Source organism: Brasilonema sennae CENA114, assembly GCF_006968745.1.
Taxonomy (GTDB): domain Bacteria; phylum Cyanobacteriota; class Cyanobacteriia; order Cyanobacteriales; family Nostocaceae; genus Brasilonema; species Brasilonema sennae.
Map to the genome: position 1 here is coordinate 5831324 of NZ_CP030118.1, position 17934 is coordinate 5849257.

General features: G+C 40.3%; 15 protein-coding genes. 7 read left to right on the forward strand and 8 right to left on the reverse strand.

Annotated elements, in window-relative coordinates; all coding sequences use genetic code 11:
* Positions 1-21 precede the first annotated feature (21 nt).
* From DP114_RS24395 to DP114_RS24405, 3 genes are read right to left on the reverse strand one after another with little or no spacing between them, the layout of a single operon-like run.
* A complete protein-coding gene (locus tag DP114_RS24395) occupies positions 22-645 on the reverse strand; it encodes a DUF4231 domain-containing protein (protein WP_169265953.1) in 624 nt (207 codons plus the stop codon).
* Positions 646-648: 3 nt separating this feature from the next.
* The gene (locus tag DP114_RS24400; protein WP_171977354.1) at positions 649-2004 is read right to left on the reverse strand and encodes an adenylate/guanylate cyclase domain-containing protein; all 1356 of its coding nucleotides are present in this window, start codon (positions 2002-2004) and stop codon (positions 649-651) included.
* A complete protein-coding gene (locus tag DP114_RS24405; protein WP_169265952.1) occupies positions 2001-2543 on the reverse strand; it encodes a carboxymuconolactone decarboxylase family protein in 543 nt (180 codons plus the stop codon). Before DP114_RS24405 ends, DP114_RS24400 begins: the two co-directional genes overlap by 4 nt.
* Before the next feature lie 425 nt (positions 2544-2968).
* Between DP114_RS24405 and DP114_RS24410 the strand changes: the two genes are divergently transcribed.
* A complete protein-coding gene (locus DP114_RS24410) occupies positions 2969-4279 on the forward strand; it encodes an aminopeptidase P N-terminal domain-containing protein (RefSeq protein WP_171978289.1) in 1311 nt (436 codons plus the stop codon).
* Positions 4280-4381: 102 nt separating this feature from the next.
* Here the strand turns inward: DP114_RS24410 and DP114_RS24415 are convergent, their stop codons facing one another.
* The 3 genes from DP114_RS24415 to DP114_RS24425 all read right to left on the reverse strand — a co-directional run bounded on the left by DP114_RS24415 (position 4382) and on the right by DP114_RS24425 (position 8983).
* Positions 4382-5443, reverse strand: a complete 1062-nt coding sequence (locus DP114_RS24415) for a polysaccharide deacetylase family protein (RefSeq protein WP_171977355.1) — start codon at positions 5441-5443, stop codon at positions 4382-4384.
* Complete coding sequence (locus tag DP114_RS24420) at positions 5440-7092, reverse strand: glycosyltransferase (RefSeq protein ID WP_171977356.1); 1653 nt, start codon at positions 7090-7092, stop codon at positions 5440-5442. The genes DP114_RS24415 and DP114_RS24420 overlap by 4 nt, the downstream gene beginning before the upstream one ends.
* A 100-nt stretch (positions 7093-7192) precedes the next feature.
* A complete protein-coding gene (locus DP114_RS24425) occupies positions 7193-8983 on the reverse strand; it encodes an ABC transporter ATP-binding protein (RefSeq protein ID WP_171977357.1) in 1791 nt (596 codons plus the stop codon).
* Between the two features lie 869 nt (positions 8984-9852).
* On the opposite strand from DP114_RS24425, the gene DP114_RS24430 reads away from it, so the two are divergent.
* From DP114_RS24430 to rd, 5 genes are all read left to right on the forward strand, one after another.
* Positions 9853-10191: a carbon dioxide-concentrating mechanism protein CcmK gene (locus DP114_RS24430; protein ID WP_169265948.1), complete on the forward strand. Its 339-nt coding sequence runs from the start codon at positions 9853-9855 to the stop codon at positions 10189-10191.
* A 136-nt stretch (positions 10192-10327) separates the two neighbouring features.
* On the forward strand, positions 10328-11059 hold the full coding sequence (locus DP114_RS24435; RefSeq protein WP_169265947.1) for a TIGR04283 family arsenosugar biosynthesis glycosyltransferase: 732 nt from the start codon (positions 10328-10330) through the stop codon (positions 11057-11059).
* A 673-nt stretch (positions 11060-11732) separates the two neighbouring features.
* Positions 11733-12908: a HetZ-related protein 2 gene (locus tag DP114_RS24440; protein WP_171977358.1), complete on the forward strand. Its 1176-nt coding sequence runs from the start codon at positions 11733-11735 to the stop codon at positions 12906-12908.
* Between the two features lie 744 nt (positions 12909-13652).
* Positions 13653-15437: a M61 family metallopeptidase gene (locus DP114_RS24445; RefSeq protein ID WP_171977359.1), complete on the forward strand. Its 1785-nt coding sequence runs from the start codon at positions 13653-13655 to the stop codon at positions 15435-15437.
* A 117-nt stretch (positions 15438-15554) separates the two neighbouring features.
* Positions 15555-15713: a rubredoxin gene (rd, locus tag DP114_RS24450; RefSeq protein ID WP_169265944.1), complete on the forward strand. Its 159-nt coding sequence runs from the start codon at positions 15555-15557 to the stop codon at positions 15711-15713.
* A 7-nt stretch (positions 15714-15720) separates the two neighbouring features.
* Here rd and DP114_RS24455 read toward each other — a convergent pair whose 3' ends face one another.
* Both DP114_RS24455 and DP114_RS24460 read right to left on the reverse strand, forming a co-directional pair.
* The gene (locus DP114_RS24455; protein WP_169265943.1) at positions 15721-16029 is read right to left on the reverse strand and encodes an antibiotic biosynthesis monooxygenase family protein; all 309 of its coding nucleotides are present in this window, start codon (positions 16027-16029) and stop codon (positions 15721-15723) included.
* A gap of 13 nt (positions 16030-16042) precedes the next feature.
* Complete coding sequence (locus DP114_RS24460) at positions 16043-16438, reverse strand: hypothetical protein (RefSeq protein ID WP_169265942.1); 396 nt, start codon at positions 16436-16438, stop codon at positions 16043-16045.
* A gap of 439 nt (positions 16439-16877) precedes the next feature.
* On the opposite strand from DP114_RS24460, the gene DP114_RS24465 reads away from it, so the two are divergent.
* Positions 16878-17921, forward strand: coding sequence for a S66 peptidase family protein (locus DP114_RS24465; RefSeq protein ID WP_171977360.1), 1044 nt, complete (start codon positions 16878-16880; stop codon positions 17919-17921).
* The last annotated feature ends 13 nt before the right edge of the window (positions 17922-17934 follow it).

The following is a 17934-nucleotide window of genomic DNA, read 5'->3' on the forward strand; positions in this document are numbered from 1 at the left end:
GGCAGTGCCCACCCTACACTACTACTTTTTCTCCTCTGAAATGTTCTTCTCCGAAGCCTTGTTCTCTGTCGGTGATTGAGGAATGATTTGTTTAATGAACGCCTGCTGAGGATCTTCTTTTTGCTTTTCCTTGTTTTGCACAACTTCGGTAACATAGACATTAACATCACGCTGGAGGATATCTTCAACCTGAGTTGCAAAATTAGAAAAAGCTTCTTGATGAGTGTTGTAATCACTGTAGAGTCCACTCAATTGAGAGAATTGCCAGCCTTGAGTCTTCAGAGACTCCGCCGTATGCCGATAATGCCGCCAGCGTTCCCCATAGTGAAAAAACTCTTCTACAGCGGAACTGATAGCAACGACTCCACTGAGAGCGATCGCACCCCACCGAACAGACGAAGCAACATTTTTGTCGTTAATATTTAAACCCACTAATATAGGAACAATAATACCACCTATGATTGCTGTTAGTCGCAGTCTGTAATACCAGTTACGAGACTGCTTAGCCCGCTGTGACGTCCACGAGACTTGTTCTAGCCAGCGAGAACGCAGAAACTGTTTTTGTAAATCAGACAGTTCTAGTGTTTCGATGAGTTTTTCCAAGCTTTGTTTCGAGACTTTACGGTTTAAATCCTGAGATGACATTTCTCACTCCTGATCAATAAGGCTCTCCTCAATTAATGTATCTGTATCTGGTTGGATAGTAAAATATAGATCATTAAATTCCTTATTTGGTAATAAACCTGTCGGGTCTATAGCTAAACTATCTTTAATACCTTTAACAATATACATATCAATTTCGCCTTTATTTTTGGCATTAACTTTGCCTCTAGATTCAACTAGAAAAAGATCTTTAATTAACTCAAAAGTTGAAAGAGAAATATTAATACTTCCAGTCAGACCAGATGATTCCATTCTAGAAGCGGTGTTAACAGTGTCACCCCAGACATCGTAAGCGAACTTCTTGTGTCCAATCACACCTGCTAATAATGGACCTGAATGAATACCAATACGAATATCCCAATATGGTTGATTTAAAAGCGCTTTTTCTTTTTTACGCCATTCCATAAAAGTGCGAATATTGATAGCAGCTAGCACAGCATCAATTGCATGAGTTTTATTGTGAGTTGGAATTCCCCCAACACACATGTAACTATCACCAATTGTTTTCAATTTTTCTAAGCCATGCGCTTCAGTAAACTGATCAAAACAAGAAAAACAATAATCTAGTTCATCGACCAATTCTTGTGGAGTCAACTGTTCTGATAACTTAGTAAAATTCTTAAAGTCTGTAAACAGAACAGAAGCAGATTCATAGTAGACAGGCTTAACAGCGCCAGTCTGCTTCAGTTCACAGGCAATATCTATTGGTAGTATATTCAAAAGCAATTCATCTGTCTTGCGTTTTTCTTTTTCTAATTCAAGATACAGCCGGTTTAATTCTTCAAAGCGTTCAGCATTACGGATGGCTGCAGATAATTGCACTGCTAGTAAATAGCCAATGCGTAAATCTTCTTGAGTGTAACTTCTTGCTGCTGAGGTGGCAAAGTTGATTGTACCAAGCACGCGATTATCACATTCCAATGGAATGATGATCTGCGATTGGTACTGGCTAAGAAAACCCCTTATAGGTTTTTCATGAATGAGTCGGGCTTGACCTGTTTTCAGACTAATGCCAACGACACCCATTTGTGTTGTATCAGAAAACTTGACTTCGACAGTAGGACCGAACAGCTTTACGATACGCCAATAATCATTAGTATCGCTCAGGCAAACACTACAATGCTCAAAGTCTAACAACCATTTTGCTTGTTTACTAACAACTCGCAAAATCTCATCCAGCTTCAGCGAACGATTGATGGCGATCGCAATTTCATTAACAGCTGCGATCCTACTGGAAAGCGCTTGAGCTTCAGCAAGCAGGCGACGGGAAAGGAACAACAGTTGCTGATAGTCCTGTTGTTCTAGCCGAGTACCAATAGAGACGGGGAGAGAAGAAGTCATAATGTATCAATTTCTAGCGAAATTGAATCCGTGTATTTATTAATACTTGTAAATAAATCTGCTGTGGCGACAATCTCAAATATTTCAGAATTGTCTAAACCTAAGTCATAAAGGTGTTGATAATCTTTACTCGTGAGCGTGTGCGGTTCAGTCGCGGCTTTCAAACCAAAGCTGATCACTGCTTTTTCACGTTCAGGTAGCGGACAGGCTGCAAAATCTGAAACTAGGGTTCTTAAAACTTCTTCGCTCATCCCTAATGATGATAATCCATGCAAATGCACATTCAGTGCATAGGGACTATTATTAAACTGGGAAATAGCAATTCCTAGCATTTCCTTGAGTGTGCGTGGAACATCTCCTTTGAGGATAGTACTGCGAAATTTCTTCCAATTCGCTTCCAATATCTCAGGATTGATTGTCATGGATTTGAATAAATTTGGCACTATGCCAAATCCAAGTTCAACCTGAATTTCTTCATATATTGCTTTGACGTAGGGATCACTGAGTTGGTCGTATTCGATGATGGGAAATTTAGCCATTCTTATCTATCGCTTGAGTGAGGAACTTGTTTTAAGCTATACTTTGCACGCTTCAAAACTGAGTTTTTTTGATTTGGGCAAGAGCAACACTAACTCAAGATACTAACCTTGAGTTCAAAAGCGCAATCTTTGCTCGTGCAAAACATACTTAACTTAAACAGTTTTGTACAACTTAATACAAGGCATATCTTATTCTAGAGTAACAATACTGTAGCGACCACCTCATCAGTAAATAGTATTATTTTTTACTCTATGTTTATAAATGTATCAAGCAAGTATTACCATAGTTGAGGTATAAAAACTACAAATAATTTATCAAAGAGTCTATAATGGGTCTGGATGAGAGTAAGTACAAACTAACTAAAGAAACTTATAGTTTTGAGTACTTTTGAAACAATAATTAATCAAGAAACACCATTAGAATGATGCAGGCAGAATATCAGCAGCGCCGTGAGCAATTGATGTCAAAAATTGGGAATGGAACTGCAATCTTTCGTAGCGCGCCAACAGCGGTGATGCACAATGATGTAGAATACGCTTTTCGCCAAGACAGCGACTTTTATTATCTAACTGGGTTTAACGAACCACAAGCAGTAGCAGTTTTAGCACCATCACACCCAGAACATCGGTTTGTGTTATTTGTCCAACCTAAAGATAGGGAGCGGGAAGTCTGGAGTGGTTATCGCTGTGGGGTCGAAGCCGCAAAACAAGTGTATGGTGCATCCGTTGCTTACCCGATCGCCGAACTCGATGAAAAATTGCCACAGTATTTGGTAAAGTCTGATCGCATATATTACCATCTCGGACGCGATCGCACTTTCAACGACACAATCCTTAATCATTGGCAACGTTTAATGCGGACTTATCCCAAGCGCGGTACAGGACCAATCGCGATTGAAGATACTGGTCCAATTCTGCACAGCATGAGATTAAGGAAAAGTCAAGCAGAATTGGACTTGATGCGTAAAGCTGCGGATATTGCAGTTGAAGCACACAATCACGCCATCAAATTTACACAACCAGGGCGGTACGAGTATGAAGTTCAAGCGGAAATTGAACACATCTTTCGCCTCCGTGGTGCACTCGGACCAGCTTACCCTTCAATAGTCGCTTCTGGAGTCAATTCCTGTATTTTGCACTACATTGAAAATGACCGACAAATGCAGGACAATGAGTTACTGCTGATTGATGCTGGTTGTGCTTATAGTTATTACAACTCTGATATTACGCGTACATTTCCGGTGGGTGGCAAATTTACGCCAGAACAAAAGAGGCTTTATGAGATTGTTTTGGAAGCACAAAAGCAGGCGATCGCCCAAGTTCAACCAGGTAATCCCTACAAACAAATTCACGATACAGCCGTACGTGTCCTGACAGAAGGCTTAGTTGAACTTGGTATACTCAAGGGTGAAATTGACAAGCTCATTGAAGAAGAAAAATACAAGCCCTACTATATGCATCGTACTGGTCATTGGCTAGGTTTAGATGTTCATGATGTGGGTGTTTATCAACATGGTGAGGATAACCCACAGATTTTACAACCAGGTCAGGTGCTGACAGTAGAACCAGGACTTTATATAGTACCAGATACCAAGCTAGCAGAAGACCAGCCACAGACAGATCCACGTTGGGTTGGTATTGGTATTCGGATTGAGGACGATGTTTTGGTAACATCAACAGGTCATGAAGTGTTGACAGCTGGTGTACCTAAGGAAGTCGCTGAAGTGGAAAGTTGAAGAAGAATTCAGTCGTCAGAATTCAGTATTCAGAAAAAAGAAATAAAGAATTCTGACTTTTGACTTCTGACGACTGACGAATGATTCTCTTTGATAAACCGTTTAGCTTGCTCTCCACTCAGACAACTGTTTGGCAAACTCTTCACCATCCCAGTCCTCAACGACAACGCGAGGTAATTTAAAGCGATCGCACTGCCTCCGGACAGTACGAGGATAAGTCGTGCAAGCACTCATAAATCCCGCTTCCCGCACCAAACCTGCTGTTTCTTCAGAATAGTTGCCGTGAGGATACGCAAAACTCACCACTTTTTGTCCTATAATCTCCTCAAGATGAGTCTTGCTGTCTTGAATCTCTTCCCTCTGTCGGGCAGTAGGTAAGAAAGATAAAAATGGGTGTGTTACAGAATGTGCACCAATTGAAATTAACTCACTTCCCAGAGTAGACACTTCCTCTAAATTCAAAATGCGGTGATTTGGGCGCAGTGTTGGAACACAATCACCCCACGCCAGCATTTGATCCATAACCTTTTGTCGTGCTTCTGGCAGCAAAGGTGATAACAGCCAGTAAAGTGTGCGATAAAGAGTATGGCGAGGAGTGGGGTTATCTTCCCCTAACGCCCTCCAGTGGCGATGTCTGACGACAAGCCGCTTTGCGTCTACGCGCTGATATTCCTCCTCACTGTAATTGGCTGCTGTACCTAATTCCCAACGATGAGTTGTACCGTTAATCTCTAAACAAAGAACTTCTGGTAAACAACCAGGTTCCAGCAACAACCTATTAAGTTCATCCCACCACAAATCACGTTTTTGTTCCATATATCCACTGGTTAAAAACATAGTGGCAGGAATATCGTAACGCTCTAACAGCGGTTTGGCGTTATAGAGATTATCTGTATAACCATCATCAAAAGTGACTGCTATCTGCCAATGAGGAGTTTTGCCTTCTTGCAATGTCTGGTTTAATTGCTGTAACGAAACAACTTCGCCAAACTTGTGTAAGACTTCCATCTGTTGGGCAAAGTGGCGAGGACTAACACAAATTGACCAGGGGTCAGATTCCACTTCTGTGATACGATGGTACATCAAAATAAGACCCCCCGGTGCTAAACGCCCCCGCAAGCGTTTAGCCATTCGCCGCAGTTTACTAACTCCAGGTATTTTCATACAGTATCTGGTTTGACTGCCCTGATAGTAATTGTGACTTGGTAATTGCGATCGCGATAATCTAATTCTTCCTGACGCAATTCTTCACTTGCGATCCCATAGAGAAAAGCATTAGCAACGAGTACATTCCCGTGAGTTTCAATTTGGAGATTTTCTGCTGGGAAGAACTCTTCAAACATACGCTTAACTGATAAAGCAGTAAAACTCCAACACCAGTAATCAGCCCACTGATAATCACCAATATGACTAATGCCAGGAACTGTCACCAAAGCGACTCCTCCAGGCTTAAGGATGCGGTGAACTGTTTTAATCGCCGCCCGTACATCGTAAATAAGCTGGATTGTATGCGTCAGAATAAAGCAGTCAAAGCTATTTGATGGAATATTGTCCCCACAAGTAAGATCTCCAACGATCGTCGCCTTGGGATTGCCTTTTGTCACATGAAGTACGTCGCTTTGGGTGATGCGTTGAACAGAGTCCTTGCTAGAGACATAGCCACCAAACTGTCTGGTATAGTTATCATCACCAATCTCTAAAACACGCCCACGAACATCCTCTTGATAATGGGCAAGGAAGTTTTCAATATAATAGCGGTCAACAGGCTGACCTCTATCATAGCCAAAGGCTTGACTCATGGGCGTAACCCGTCGCAAGCTACCAAAATCCATAGCCCCTGTAGGAGGAATATATTTATCACCAAGCAATTGCGTTCCTAAAAAGCGGTGAACAGAACCAGGAAATTTTTTGCGTGCAATTCGCGCGACTTTGTTTTTTACTCGCAATAGAAAGTACAACATAGGATGGTGATAGGGGTAAAGAGCCTTTTCTAGTGCATTCGAGAGTTCAGCGTCTTGCACTCGGTGTGTAGTGATGTACTTCTGTAGCCAGTTCAAATAAATCTGATGTGCAGGATTAGGTTTCAAAGGATGATACTTTCCTGTTTGGATTGCCTTAGAACAACTAGACTCTGAGTGTTGGCGATATCTATCCCAGCAGTTACTATCTACATATACAGGAGCATGCAAGCAAATTTTTGCTAGCAACACTTGATCCTCAAACATATGTTGAATAGTGTCATCGAATCCGGAGACAGCTTCTATAACCTCCCGTCGTATCAGCAATCCGCAGGTGCAAGGTACGATTCCAACAATTTTTAAAAACTGAGTTACTAAGCTTGGTGGATGAAACAAAGTATTCGGCTGAACTCCAAGTGGTCTAATATTGTCACGTTGGTAATCTTGTTGTTCACCGGTCCAACTATACCAATGTTGAGTTGGTCCATATACCATACCAGTCTCAGGTTGAGATTGTAAAATTGCCACCTGCTGTTCTAGTTTTTGTGGCAAGAAGACATCATCAGCGTCCAGAAAAGCAATATACTTGCCTTTTGCCTTGCTGATCCCCAAGTTTCGAGAAGTACTTTTACCAAGATTTTGGTGATCATCATGCTCAAAATAATGCACTTTTTCTAGATACAAATCTGCATAATGCTGAGCAATGACAGTACTTCCATCACTGGAACCATCATCTATTAATAATAACTCCCAATTTTGATAGGATTGGGTGAGCACACTTTCTATTGCTTCCTGGATAAACTTTTTAGTATTGAAAAAGGGAGTGATAACAGAAACGAGAGGTTGACTTTCCATGATTTTCCATAACCTAAATATTTAAACTTGAGCTTGAAACAGTGAACAGTAAACAGTGGTAACTGGTAACTGGTAACTGATAACTGATAACTGTTAACTGTTAAACTTGAGTACTACCAGATTGCAGATTATAAAGCTTGGCAAATAATCCATTGAGTTTAAGTAAATACTGGAGATTGCCTTGTTCAACAATCCGTCCTTCTTCCAGGACAATAATTTGCTCTGCCTGCTTAATAGTAGATAAACGGTGGGCAATCACAATCACGGTACGATTTTGACTAAAGGAATTGAGAGCTTCCTGAATGAAATTTTCAGAAAGACTATCTAAAGCATTAGTTGCTTCATCAAGAATCAAAATCTCTGGTTCGCGAATGATCGCGCGGGCTAAGGCTATGCGTTGCTTTTGTCCTCCTGAAAGCCGAATGCCGCGATCGCCAACTATAGTATCGTAACCTTCAGGTAACTGACTAATAAATTCGTGGGCACTCGCTTTTTTAGCGGCGGCGATAATTTCGCTTTTTGTTGCATCCAAGCGACCATAGGCTATATTTTCTCCTACTGTTGTATTAAAGATATAAATATTCTGACTGACAATAGCAATGCGATTGCGCCAAGAAGATAAATTTAACTTTTGTAGAGGATGATTATCAACAGATATCTCTCCATATTCAGTTTCATAAAAGCGACAAATTAACCCAATGACTGTAGATTTACCTGCACCTGAAGGTCCAACTATTGCAGTAGTTTTACCTCGGGGAATAAAAAACGAAATATCCTGAAGTGCAGGTTTTTCGGAAGTATTGTAGTAAAAGTTAACAGCTTCAAAAGTAATTCCTCCTTGTAAACGTTGAAATTCAATATCACCGGAGCAAATATTATGTTTCTCAGTTATATCTAAAAATGACATCACATCTTCTACAGCACCCAATAAACCAATCAAATTCACACGCTCAGTATCTAACCGCCTCACGACGGGCTGGAGACGATAAAGCATAAAAATAAATGTTAATAATGTAGGAACGTTAGACTGTTGTTGCAGAGCGATCATCAAAATAAATACTAATAAAGCAACTGCTAAAACTTCCGACAGTGGTCCAGTAATTGAATAAAGCTTAGCCAAGTTCAGAGCGATAATACGTGAATGGATTGTTGCTTGTTCAAAACGTTTGAGTTCGTAAGATTCGTGACCAAAAGCGCGAATCTCCCTCATTCCGTAAAACCCTTCCATCACGCGATTAGCGAGATTATTGTGTGCCTGTACTGACTCTCTACCCAGCTTTGTTGCCCTGCGCGTTACATACTGTATAGTTAGTGAAATAAGCACCAAGGCAACAGTAACCAACAAACTTAGTTGCCAAGATGTCAGCATCAGCAGAATCACAAAAACAAAAACTGTACACAGACTGATAGCGATATTAACGAGCAGAAAAATAGCATCGCAAGTTCGCCAAGTTTCAATATCCAGTGTATTCAGCAATTTACCTGATGCATGAGAGTCCAAAAAACTATAACTCACGCTTAAAAGCTGCTGAAAAATTTTGCACAGCAAACGCTGTCCAATATGCCAGTACAGCCAATGACCAAGAAGAGTACTGATGTACGCAAGGCAGTTTTTTAGTATAACTAACCCCAAAATACACACTGGTATTATGAACAGATGTTTATCTTGTGGGATGTTGATGAATATTTGATTAAGAAAATTAACTAGTAAATTACTAGAGCCTCTTTGTGAGTTTGTTGTATCTAGAGTCTGGAGAAAAGGTATAAACAGACTAATTCCTAATCCCTCAAATAAAGAGGAGAATATCCCTAGAATGATAATTACTGGAATGACCCAAGGATACAATCTTAGAAGTGGTAATAAAGTCTTAATTGCCTTTACTTCTTGCATTGTATTTCCTTCTGATGTAAGAATATTGATAGGAAATCATGAATATGTTTATTTGTTATTTCTTTGAGCAAGAGCTACAAAAATCGACGCTGTAAGATATCAGATACTTTAGTTTTGACATTCCCATGCCTAAAAACCGATAAGTTTGCGGTAGCCTACCCGCCAAGAGTGCCTGTTCGCAGGACTTACTAATTGGATCGCAGCACCCTACGCTGTACCAAGGCACATAAACGGTGAACGCGATACAGGTAAGCGCAAGCGGACGCCCAGAAATGGAGTCCCCTAAACCCCTATACCCTTATTCCCTTACACCCCTAGTTATTACAGCACCGCAGCTTATTTCAAAGGGTTTGCCTTTGAGATAAACTCCTGGCTGTCTCACCGCTCTTTAAGCATTTAGGACAGTTCTTTGCCGTATTAGTTTGTAACTTTTAATGCTGTATAACTTCTCTCCTAATTGTCTTTATGTGCTATACGATACTTAATTTTAAAAGATAATTGCTTTTTGAGGTGCAGTATATTCACTTATAATTCTTTAACTATTAGGCTTTATCTACAAATTTTTTAAATCTATACTCATTGAGTTAACGAGTTTTCGTTTCAGTATATACACTAGGCAAAATCTATCAAATAACAGATGCTACTTATGGTCTAGACTCATGGACACAAATACTATCCGGCGTTGCAGGTTGCCTTTCGGTTGAGTCTGGAGTCGCGCTCCGTTTTTGGTACGTGTTTGATCGCCTTCAATTCGTTCTGGATGTATGAGCGGTTGAAAACAAAGATCATGGACACCTACTATGAAATCTGTGGGAAGATTCGTACAATGATTCAGTAGCGCCACATACGTTTGACATAGGAGACAACCAATGCCACTACAGGCAGTTGGATCAATTGAAACAAAAGGTTTTCCTGCTGTGCTAGCAGCAGCGGATGCTATGGTGAAAGCAGGTCGAGTCACTCTTGTAGGATATATAAGAGTGGGTAGTGCTCGCTTTACAGTTAATATTCGTGGGGATGTATCAGAGGTAAAAACCTCGATGCAGGCTGGTATTGAGGCTATAGAACATGTTCATGGCGGAACCCTTGAATCTTGGGTGATCATTCCTCGTCCCCATGAAAACGTTGAAGCTGTCTTGCCTATAGGTTATACACAAGAAGTCGAACAATACCGACAATCAGTGGAAAATCCAATTGTACGCAGGTAGTTGGTGGTTAGTTGATAGTCGGTCGTTCACAGTCAAAAGTTTCATGTTTACTCATGAGTAGCTAACAAGCTAAGTTCATCGTAAGCAAACGGTGTTAACCAGAGTATCAGCTATCCTAGTGACTCATGACTAATCTATGTCTAGTGTCTCAATAATTATTCCTACCTTAAACGAGGCGGAGTGTCTGGCACGCACTCTCCGCCATCTTACTATATTGGTACCTCCAGTTCAGGAGGTACTAATTGTAGATGGTGGCAGTTCTGACGAAACCGTTACTATAGCTCAAAAGGCTGGAGTTTCTGTTATTGCTGCCAAAAAACGTGGACGTGCTGCACAAATGAATCAAGGCGCGGAGGTTGCAACCGGAGAAATCCTTTGTTTTTTACATGCAGACACCTTAGTTCCAGACGATCTTGTCGCAGTCATTGAGCAAACACTAGTAGACAAAACTGTTGCCGGGGGAGGTTTTATTTCTTTGATGACAGGTGATAGAACCACTCGATGGGGAGTATCACTGCACAACTTTGTAAAAAGTTACTACGCGCCATTACTTTTTCGCCCACATCTGTTTTTTCAAGGACTGCGCTTGTTGTTTGGTGATCAAGTCATATTTGCACGTCGTGCTGATTTTTGGAAATGTGGAGGTTTTGACAGCAATATTCCAATCATGGAAGAAGCTGACTTATGCCTGAAGCTGGTGCGACAGGGGAAAATCCGTCTGGTGAACCGCATTGTCCAAAGTAGCGATCGCCGTGTGGCACATTGGGGTTTTTTCAAAGCGACAGGCATATATCTTGCCATTGGCTTTCTTTGGGGTATAGGCGTCTCGCCACAATACCTAAAGCAGTTTTATGAGGATGTTCGCTGAAACTTTAGCCGATTGAACAAGCCAGTAGTTTTTAAAGGTATCCATCAGGGTACCTCTTAATTTTTCATAGCTTTTTGCTAACATTAGGTATACATTTTGACTCGTCATTTTTTGCCGATAAACGACTGCTCTTTTTTTCAAAATTATGTAAGCCTTTTAAAGATGAATACAAACTCACAATGTCTGGATTCATTTATGTTGTAAAATTCAAATGATATCCTGCTGAGTTGTTATAGATACACAATCTAGCTATTTTTTAGTATAAAAAATAGCTAGTATACTGTTTGAAACATATATTGTAAAACAACGTCTGGAGAGGTGGATCAAATTCGCCAAAATTATCGGGTGCAAAATGTTAGTTTTTCCTGATCCCTGAATCAAAATATCTTGTCACCTTATATATTTTGGATAGATCGTTTTTCTGAGTCAAGACAACATATTCTAAGTTTACAAAAATTTAACTTTAGAAAAAGTCGTCAGAAAAGCTCAGAAAGCTTGATTTGCCGTAGTTCAAGATTGTGAGGATGCATCGAAATTTAAAACTACCTGCATAACTTTAGTGAGTCAAAACGTAATAACAGAGGAGACACATCAGATGTCATCATGGACATCATCAAATCGGGTGCAGCTGGCAGTAAAGAAATAAAGAGGGACGGAGAAAAAGGGGGTTGTGATGCAGACTTTAAAACAGGGTTTCGAGGAGCGCAATCTCACTATGGTTTTGGAGGCGGAAAAACTGACACAATATTGGCTCAAACGCCTGGATATCGAATGTCCAGAACAAAGTTTTGCCAATAGAGAAAGTATAGTCAAATGGCTTGTGGGAAATGACTTAGATCGGTTTGAGGTACTGAACTCTAAGGAACTGGAGATCGCCAAACAAGCTATGGAGTACCGCTACAAGATTTTGCGTCAGCGTTACTTAGGATTTGCAAGAGTTCGTGCTTACCGCAACCTGATCACTCGATTGGGGAGTTTGGTGACGTTACGTCATAAGATCCAAACTTGGGTTGCCTTGAGTCGCGATCGCCAACGGACAGTGCTGGATGTACTTCAAGAAGTGATCCAAGAATTACTGCAAAGCGATAGTTACATACAACAACAAATGGTTTCTATTTCAGAATTGACAACTGATGATAGACTCAAGAACGCTCTACTGTTTGCCAGTGTTGAAGAGTATTGTTTGCGACCAGTACGTAACCAACCTCTACTGGCGTACCGTTTCGTGAATTTCTTGAGAAGAACTCAACGTGGTGGTTTAACCCAAGTACCAACTCAAGACTTAGTTAGGCTTGTCTCTGAAGAAATTCTTACTGATGACAGTGATAATCGAATCAACTTGGTTGATACTCAAGCAGTAGCTGAATATCAAGAAGCTCAAGAGATAGAAGAGCAACAAGCACTGCGTAAAACAGTTCAGCAGGAATTTGAGGATTATTTATACGAAAATCTTGGTTCAGAAGCTATTGACTGGTTGCGACTCTATCTACAAGGTAAGCCTCAAGATGAAATTGCCAAAAAACTAAATAAGCCGATCAAGGAAGTCTATCGACTCAGAGAGAAAATTAGCTACCATGCTGTACGTGTATTCGCCCTCAAAGGAAAACCAGAATTGGTAGATAGCTGGCTGTCAATTTCCTTAAAAGAACATAACTTGGGATTGACACCTAAGCAATGGCAACAATTTCATGAACAATTAACCCCCATGCAGCGCCAAGTCCTAGAGTTGCGTAAAGCAGGTTATTCGATAGAAGACACAGCTTCAGCGCTAAAACTCAAAATGCATCAAGCAATGGGTGAATGGACTAAAGTTTACCTGTTAGCCCAAGCTTTGAGGAGTCAAGACTGAGGTCATCCTGAAAAGGAAATTGGTAATTGCTCAGTGATTTTAAATTTATAGTCTAGTAGGTTTTAGCTGCTGAACTATAAACTCACAATTACCTGTTTCCAATTCCTAAATAATCTTCTGATTATTTGTCATTCTTTTATTTTTATTTATATAAAAAAATTTTTGTTGACCAAATGATAATAATATTAACATAATAGTGGTAAATCTGTTATAAAAGTATAAACTAGTACTACATAGCATTGATTGCTACTTTGTATCTCCCTTGAAAATTCTCTAAATCCTTTGGTTCTCTCCTGTGTGTTCTACGGAAGTTCTGGTAAAGTAAGTCTATTGACTTGTCTGTGTATCATTGGTACTTTCATGATTACGAAAAATGGTATAGTCTATATCAGGTAAGTTGATATGGAAAACGGCAACGAAGTAAAACTCAGCATTGGAGAAGCAACTGAGGAATTGACGTTAAAGTCAAAATCCTAAGATAATGAGCTAATCCAAAAAAGATGAAATAAAAACTTTCCGAACTCAGTTACGAATGTTAGAAAAAAATAGACAATAGCAAAATCGTGGTTTATTTCATCAATTTCAGGTCGTTCATCTACTGAAGCGATAAAGTATACAAAAGTCTCAAGTGCTGAGGCAACAGTAGTAAGCAAGTTTTTTTACTTACGACTATTGACTATTGACCATTAACTCTTAACTATTAACTAATAGTTAATAACTCAGAATTCTTACTCATAAACAAAGATGACTGAAGCAACTGCACCTCGCACTAACATTTATACCAAGGAAACTGCACCAGCAATTCACTATCAGGTGGCAATGCCCAAACCAGAAACGCACTTATTTGAAGTGAGTTTACGTCTGGTAGACTACTCGTTGCCGACTTTAGATTTGAAATTGCCAGTGTGGACTCCTGGATCTTACTTAGTCCGGGAATATGCCAAGCACTTACAAGATTTTGCGGCTTTTGCTAATGACAAGCCTTTGTCCTGGCACAAGATTAGTAAAAATCACTGGCAGGTGGAAACAAGTGATGTATCAGAAATTGTTATACATTACCGTATATTTGCAAATGAGCTATCAGTGCGAACAAATCACTTGGACTCTAGCCATGGCTATTTCAATGGTGCAGCACTGTTTTTTAGAATACTGGCTTGGGAAGGACAACCAATACAAGTCACTGTTTTACCCCCACACAGAGAGTGGCGAGTCACTACAGCATTACCATCAGTTCCACACAAGACAAACACTTTTAGTGCTACAGATTTTGACACCCTTGTAGATAGTCCTTTTGAAATTGGTGTCCATCAGTTACATCACTTTGAGGTATTGGGAAAATCCCATGAACTGGCAATTTGGGGGAAAGGCAATTTCCAATTGCAGCAGATGATTAGTGATATTGAGAAAATTATTGAAGTAGAAGCACGGATGTTTGGTGGGTTACCATATCAGCGATATGTGTTTCTGCTGCATTTATTTGCTCAAGCTTATGGTGGTTTGGAGCATAAAAACTCCTGCACACTCATTTATCAGCGCTTAGGTTTCCGCGATCGCGACAAGTATGAACGCTTCCTGCAATTAGTCGCACACGAGTTCTTTCACTTGTGGAATGTCAAGCGCATTCGCCCAAAAGCACTAGAAGTCTTTGATTACGACCAAGAAAACTATACATCGTCACTGTGGTTTTGTGAAGGGACAACAAGTTACTACGATTTGCTCATTCCCTTACGCGCAGGAATTTATGATGCAAAGTCATTCTTGAATAATTTGAGTAAGGAAATTGCTCGGCATGAAACAACTCCAGGACGCAAGGTACAATCTCTTGCAGAATCGAGTTTTGATGCATGGATTAAACTTTACCGTCCGGATGCCAATAGCGGTAATAGTCAAAATTCCTACTATTTAAAAGGGGAAATGGTGTCGTTGTTGCTAGATTTGCTGATTCGTTCACGATCTAGAAATCAGCGATCGCTAGATGATGTCATGGTGAAAATGTGGCATCAATTTGGCACAGATGAAATTGGTTATACTCCAGAACAATTGCAATCGGTGATTGAGTTTATTGCTGGTATAGAGTTGACTGATTTCTTCAACTCCTACATTGATAAGACTGAAGATTTGCCTTTCAACGAATACCTGGAACCATTTGGCTTGCAACTGGTGGAGGAAAAGGGTGAAGAACCTTATCTAGGAGTTAAAGTTAATAGTGACAATGGACGGGAACTGATTAAGTTTGTTGACGCAGATTCACCCGCACAATTTGCAGGAATTGATCCGGGAGATGAGTTGCTGGCTATTGATGGTTTGCGTATCACAGCCAATGGGTTAGGCGATCGCCTGAAAGATTACCGACCAATGGATATCATTCAAGTCACCATTTTCCATCAAGATGAACTCCGTACCTTACCTGTCACCTTGGCGTATCCTCGCGTTAGTAGGTATCAGATAAAACCAGTAAAAAATCCTTCTACGATACAGAAAGAAAACTTTGCTGGATGGTTAGGTGGGTCTTTGACGACTCTTTATTAACAATTCGTCATTGATAATTCGTAATTCGTAATTAGTCAATGAATTACGAGTTACGAACTGAATTCAATGTATATAATATTGAGGCAAAGAAGATCCTTAATTTAGAGAGAGAGAAAGATGGAAAACTATGTATGTTCTGTCTGCAATTACGTATATGATCCAGAAAAAGGCGATCCAGATGGTGGTATAGAACCGGGGACAGCGTTTGAAGACATACCAGATGACTGGGTATGTCCTGTGTGTGGAGCAGGAAAAGATTCTTTTGCTCCAAAATAATAAGCAATTATTCACTGCAGTGATACTGCAATACCCCTTCAAAATGCTCAACCGTGGGAAATGGGTCGTAGAAATGGTGGAGTAACTGCTTCCATTGATCATATTGAGGTGACCCACGAAAACCAGTAGTATGGTCTTCTAAGGTTTGCCACCGGACAAGAAGCAGATAGCGGTTTGGAGCTTCGATGCAGCGGTGGAGTTCATGCGAGATGTATCCTTTCATTGAAGCAATGATAGGAGATGCTTTGGCGAAAGCGGCTTCAAACTCGTTCTCCATACCGCTGGGAACATTGAGTATTGCAACTTCTAGAATCATAAAATCTTGTTTTTTAATACCAACCACATTCTGACGTAGTATATGGCTTATATTCGTTAGGAACGACTTGTTTTTGACCAGCAAATTTCTTTCCATTATAACCGTCATCAAAACCACGACTAAATTCTCCACCAGCAGTACGCGGCTTGTAGTTGTTTCCTCTTGTTGCACTCTGTTTTCCTTGACGGTAGCCATCAGCATAAGCTTGAGGATGATACGCAGGATCTTCGTCAACAAGCCACTGAGTGGCAGGATAGCAAGAATTTATTGGACGTCCAAAATACGGATAGTATCCATATGGGCGAAAGTGATAGTAACCGCGAGAGTGAGCTTCAACTGCTTGATTGTTAAGTAAAAATCCACCAGCAGTGGCTAAAACGACTAGACTAGCCGTAATAATCTTTTTCATAGTTTTAGTCTCAAATGTTAATTAAGTATTTATATCTTTAAGATATCGCTCCAAATCTTTAGGCAACATCACCTGATAGTATGAGCAAACCGTTTATTGATAAAGAGCTTTTCATCTGACAACTGCTACCATAAACATTTGAAGCGCAATACTAAAGGAAATTACCAATTGGACTGGACCACTTGCATGGGGTGTTTTGGCAGCAATATCAGGTTCTATAACTGGTTTATTTGGAGCTGCATGGGCATCATATTGTGACCATATTTACTCACAAAGAGAGTCTCAAACAGCTTGACTCAACGTATATGACTTGGCTAAGTTTATATGCACCAGAACTCATAAGTCAAAACAGAGATCCAAGTACCAACAGAGGTTTGTATTTGCACCTGCTGTTACATGGTGGTTTAATGGCAGTTACTCTAAGTGTAAAAAACTTTTTATGATTAACCGCCGTAATTTTCTTTTAAGTTTAGCTGCTACCCCTTCAGTATTTGCCTTTCCCTTTCAGTTGGCAAAAGCAGCAGGTAAACCACTATTGAAACCCAAGCGTTTGCAGCCAGGATCTATTGTGGGTATTGTTGCTCCTGCTAGTGCAGTTTTTGTCCGTGAAGAACTTAATATTGTCATAGATGCAGTCAAGGGATTGGGACTTGTCCCGCGACTGGGACCGCATCTACTTGAACGATATGGTTATTTAGCAGGTAAAGATAAAGACCGTGCTGCTGATATTAATCAGTTTTTTGGTGATTCCTCTATCGCCGCCATTTTACCAGTTCGCGGTGGATGGGGATGTAGCCGGATGCTACCTTATCTTGATTACCAGCGCATTCGCAAAAATCCCAAGATTCTAGTTGGTTTCAGTGACTTAACTGCTTTAATTCTCGGATTGAATGCTCAAACAAATCTGGTGACATTTCATGGTCCTAACGGATTAACCTCTTGGAAAAAGACTCAAACAGATTATTTTCGCCGCGTTTTATTTAACGGTGAAGCTGTAACTTTTCAAAATCAAAAAGATGGTGACGATTCTAATCGTCTCATGCAAGTGAAGTATCGCAAACAAACTATTACTTCTGGTAAAGCAAAAGGTCGGCTGATTGGCGGAAATCTTTCTGTTTTATCCGCCATTGTAGGTTCTCCTTATTTACCCGATTTGAATGGTGCGATTCTATTTTTAGAAGACACTCGCGAAAATATTTACCGCATTGATCGCATGATGACTCACTTGAAAATTGCGGGTTTATTTAATAAACTTGCAGGTTTTGTGTTTGGACAATGTTCCGATTGTTTGCCAGACGCTGACTACGGTTCTCTCACCTTAGAAGAAGTTGTGTGGGATCACATTCAACCACTCGGCATTCCTGCTTGGTATGGTGCGATGATTGGACATGGTGTTGAAAATATGACATTACCTATTGGTTTAGAGGTAGAAATTGATGCTGATGCTGGGACAATTCGGATGTTAGAACCTGCGGTGGAATGATCAGCCTGTCCAT

What these genes read in the sequence shown, in the direction of transcription:
- DP114_RS24465 (WP_171977360.1), top strand. Translation starts at nt 16,878, where the DNA reads ATGATTAACCGCCGTAATTTTCTTTTAAGTTTAGCTGCTACCCCTTCA.
- DP114_RS24455 (WP_169265943.1), bottom strand. Translation starts at nt 16,029, where the DNA reads ATGATTCTAGAAGTTGCAATACTCAATGTTCCCAGCGGTATGGAGAAC.
- DP114_RS24430 (WP_169265948.1), top strand. Translation starts at nt 9,853, where the DNA reads ATGCCACTACAGGCAGTTGGATCAATTGAAACAAAAGGTTTTCCTGCT.
- DP114_RS24395 (WP_169265953.1), bottom strand. Translation starts at nt 645, where the DNA reads ATGTCATCTCAGGATTTAAACCGTAAAGTCTCGAAACAAAGCTTGGAA.
- DP114_RS24410 (WP_171978289.1), top strand. Translation starts at nt 2,969, where the DNA reads ATGCAGGCAGAATATCAGCAGCGCCGTGAGCAATTGATGTCAAAAATT.
- DP114_RS24460 (WP_169265942.1), bottom strand. Translation starts at nt 16,438, where the DNA reads ATGAAAAAGATTATTACGGCTAGTCTAGTCGTTTTAGCCACTGCTGGT.
- DP114_RS24425 (WP_171977357.1), bottom strand. Translation starts at nt 8,983, where the DNA reads ATGCAAGAAGTAAAGGCAATTAAGACTTTATTACCACTTCTAAGATTG.
- DP114_RS24405 (WP_169265952.1), bottom strand. Translation starts at nt 2,543, where the DNA reads ATGGCTAAATTTCCCATCATCGAATACGACCAACTCAGTGATCCCTAC.
- DP114_RS24435 (WP_169265947.1), top strand. Translation starts at nt 10,328, where the DNA reads ATGTCTAGTGTCTCAATAATTATTCCTACCTTAAACGAGGCGGAGTGT.
- DP114_RS24440 (WP_171977358.1), top strand. Translation starts at nt 11,733, where the DNA reads ATGCAGACTTTAAAACAGGGTTTCGAGGAGCGCAATCTCACTATGGTT.
- DP114_RS24420 (WP_171977356.1), bottom strand. Translation starts at nt 7,092, where the DNA reads ATGGAAAGTCAACCTCTCGTTTCTGTTATCACTCCCTTTTTCAATACT.
- rd (WP_169265944.1), top strand. Translation starts at nt 15,555, where the DNA reads ATGGAAAACTATGTATGTTCTGTCTGCAATTACGTATATGATCCAGAA.
- DP114_RS24400 (WP_171977354.1), bottom strand. Translation starts at nt 2,004, where the DNA reads ATGACTTCTTCTCTCCCCGTCTCTATTGGTACTCGGCTAGAACAACAG.
- DP114_RS24415 (WP_171977355.1), bottom strand. Translation starts at nt 5,443, where the DNA reads ATGAAAATACCTGGAGTTAGTAAACTGCGGCGAATGGCTAAACGCTTG.
- DP114_RS24445 (WP_171977359.1), top strand. Translation starts at nt 13,653, where the DNA reads ATGACTGAAGCAACTGCACCTCGCACTAACATTTATACCAAGGAAACT.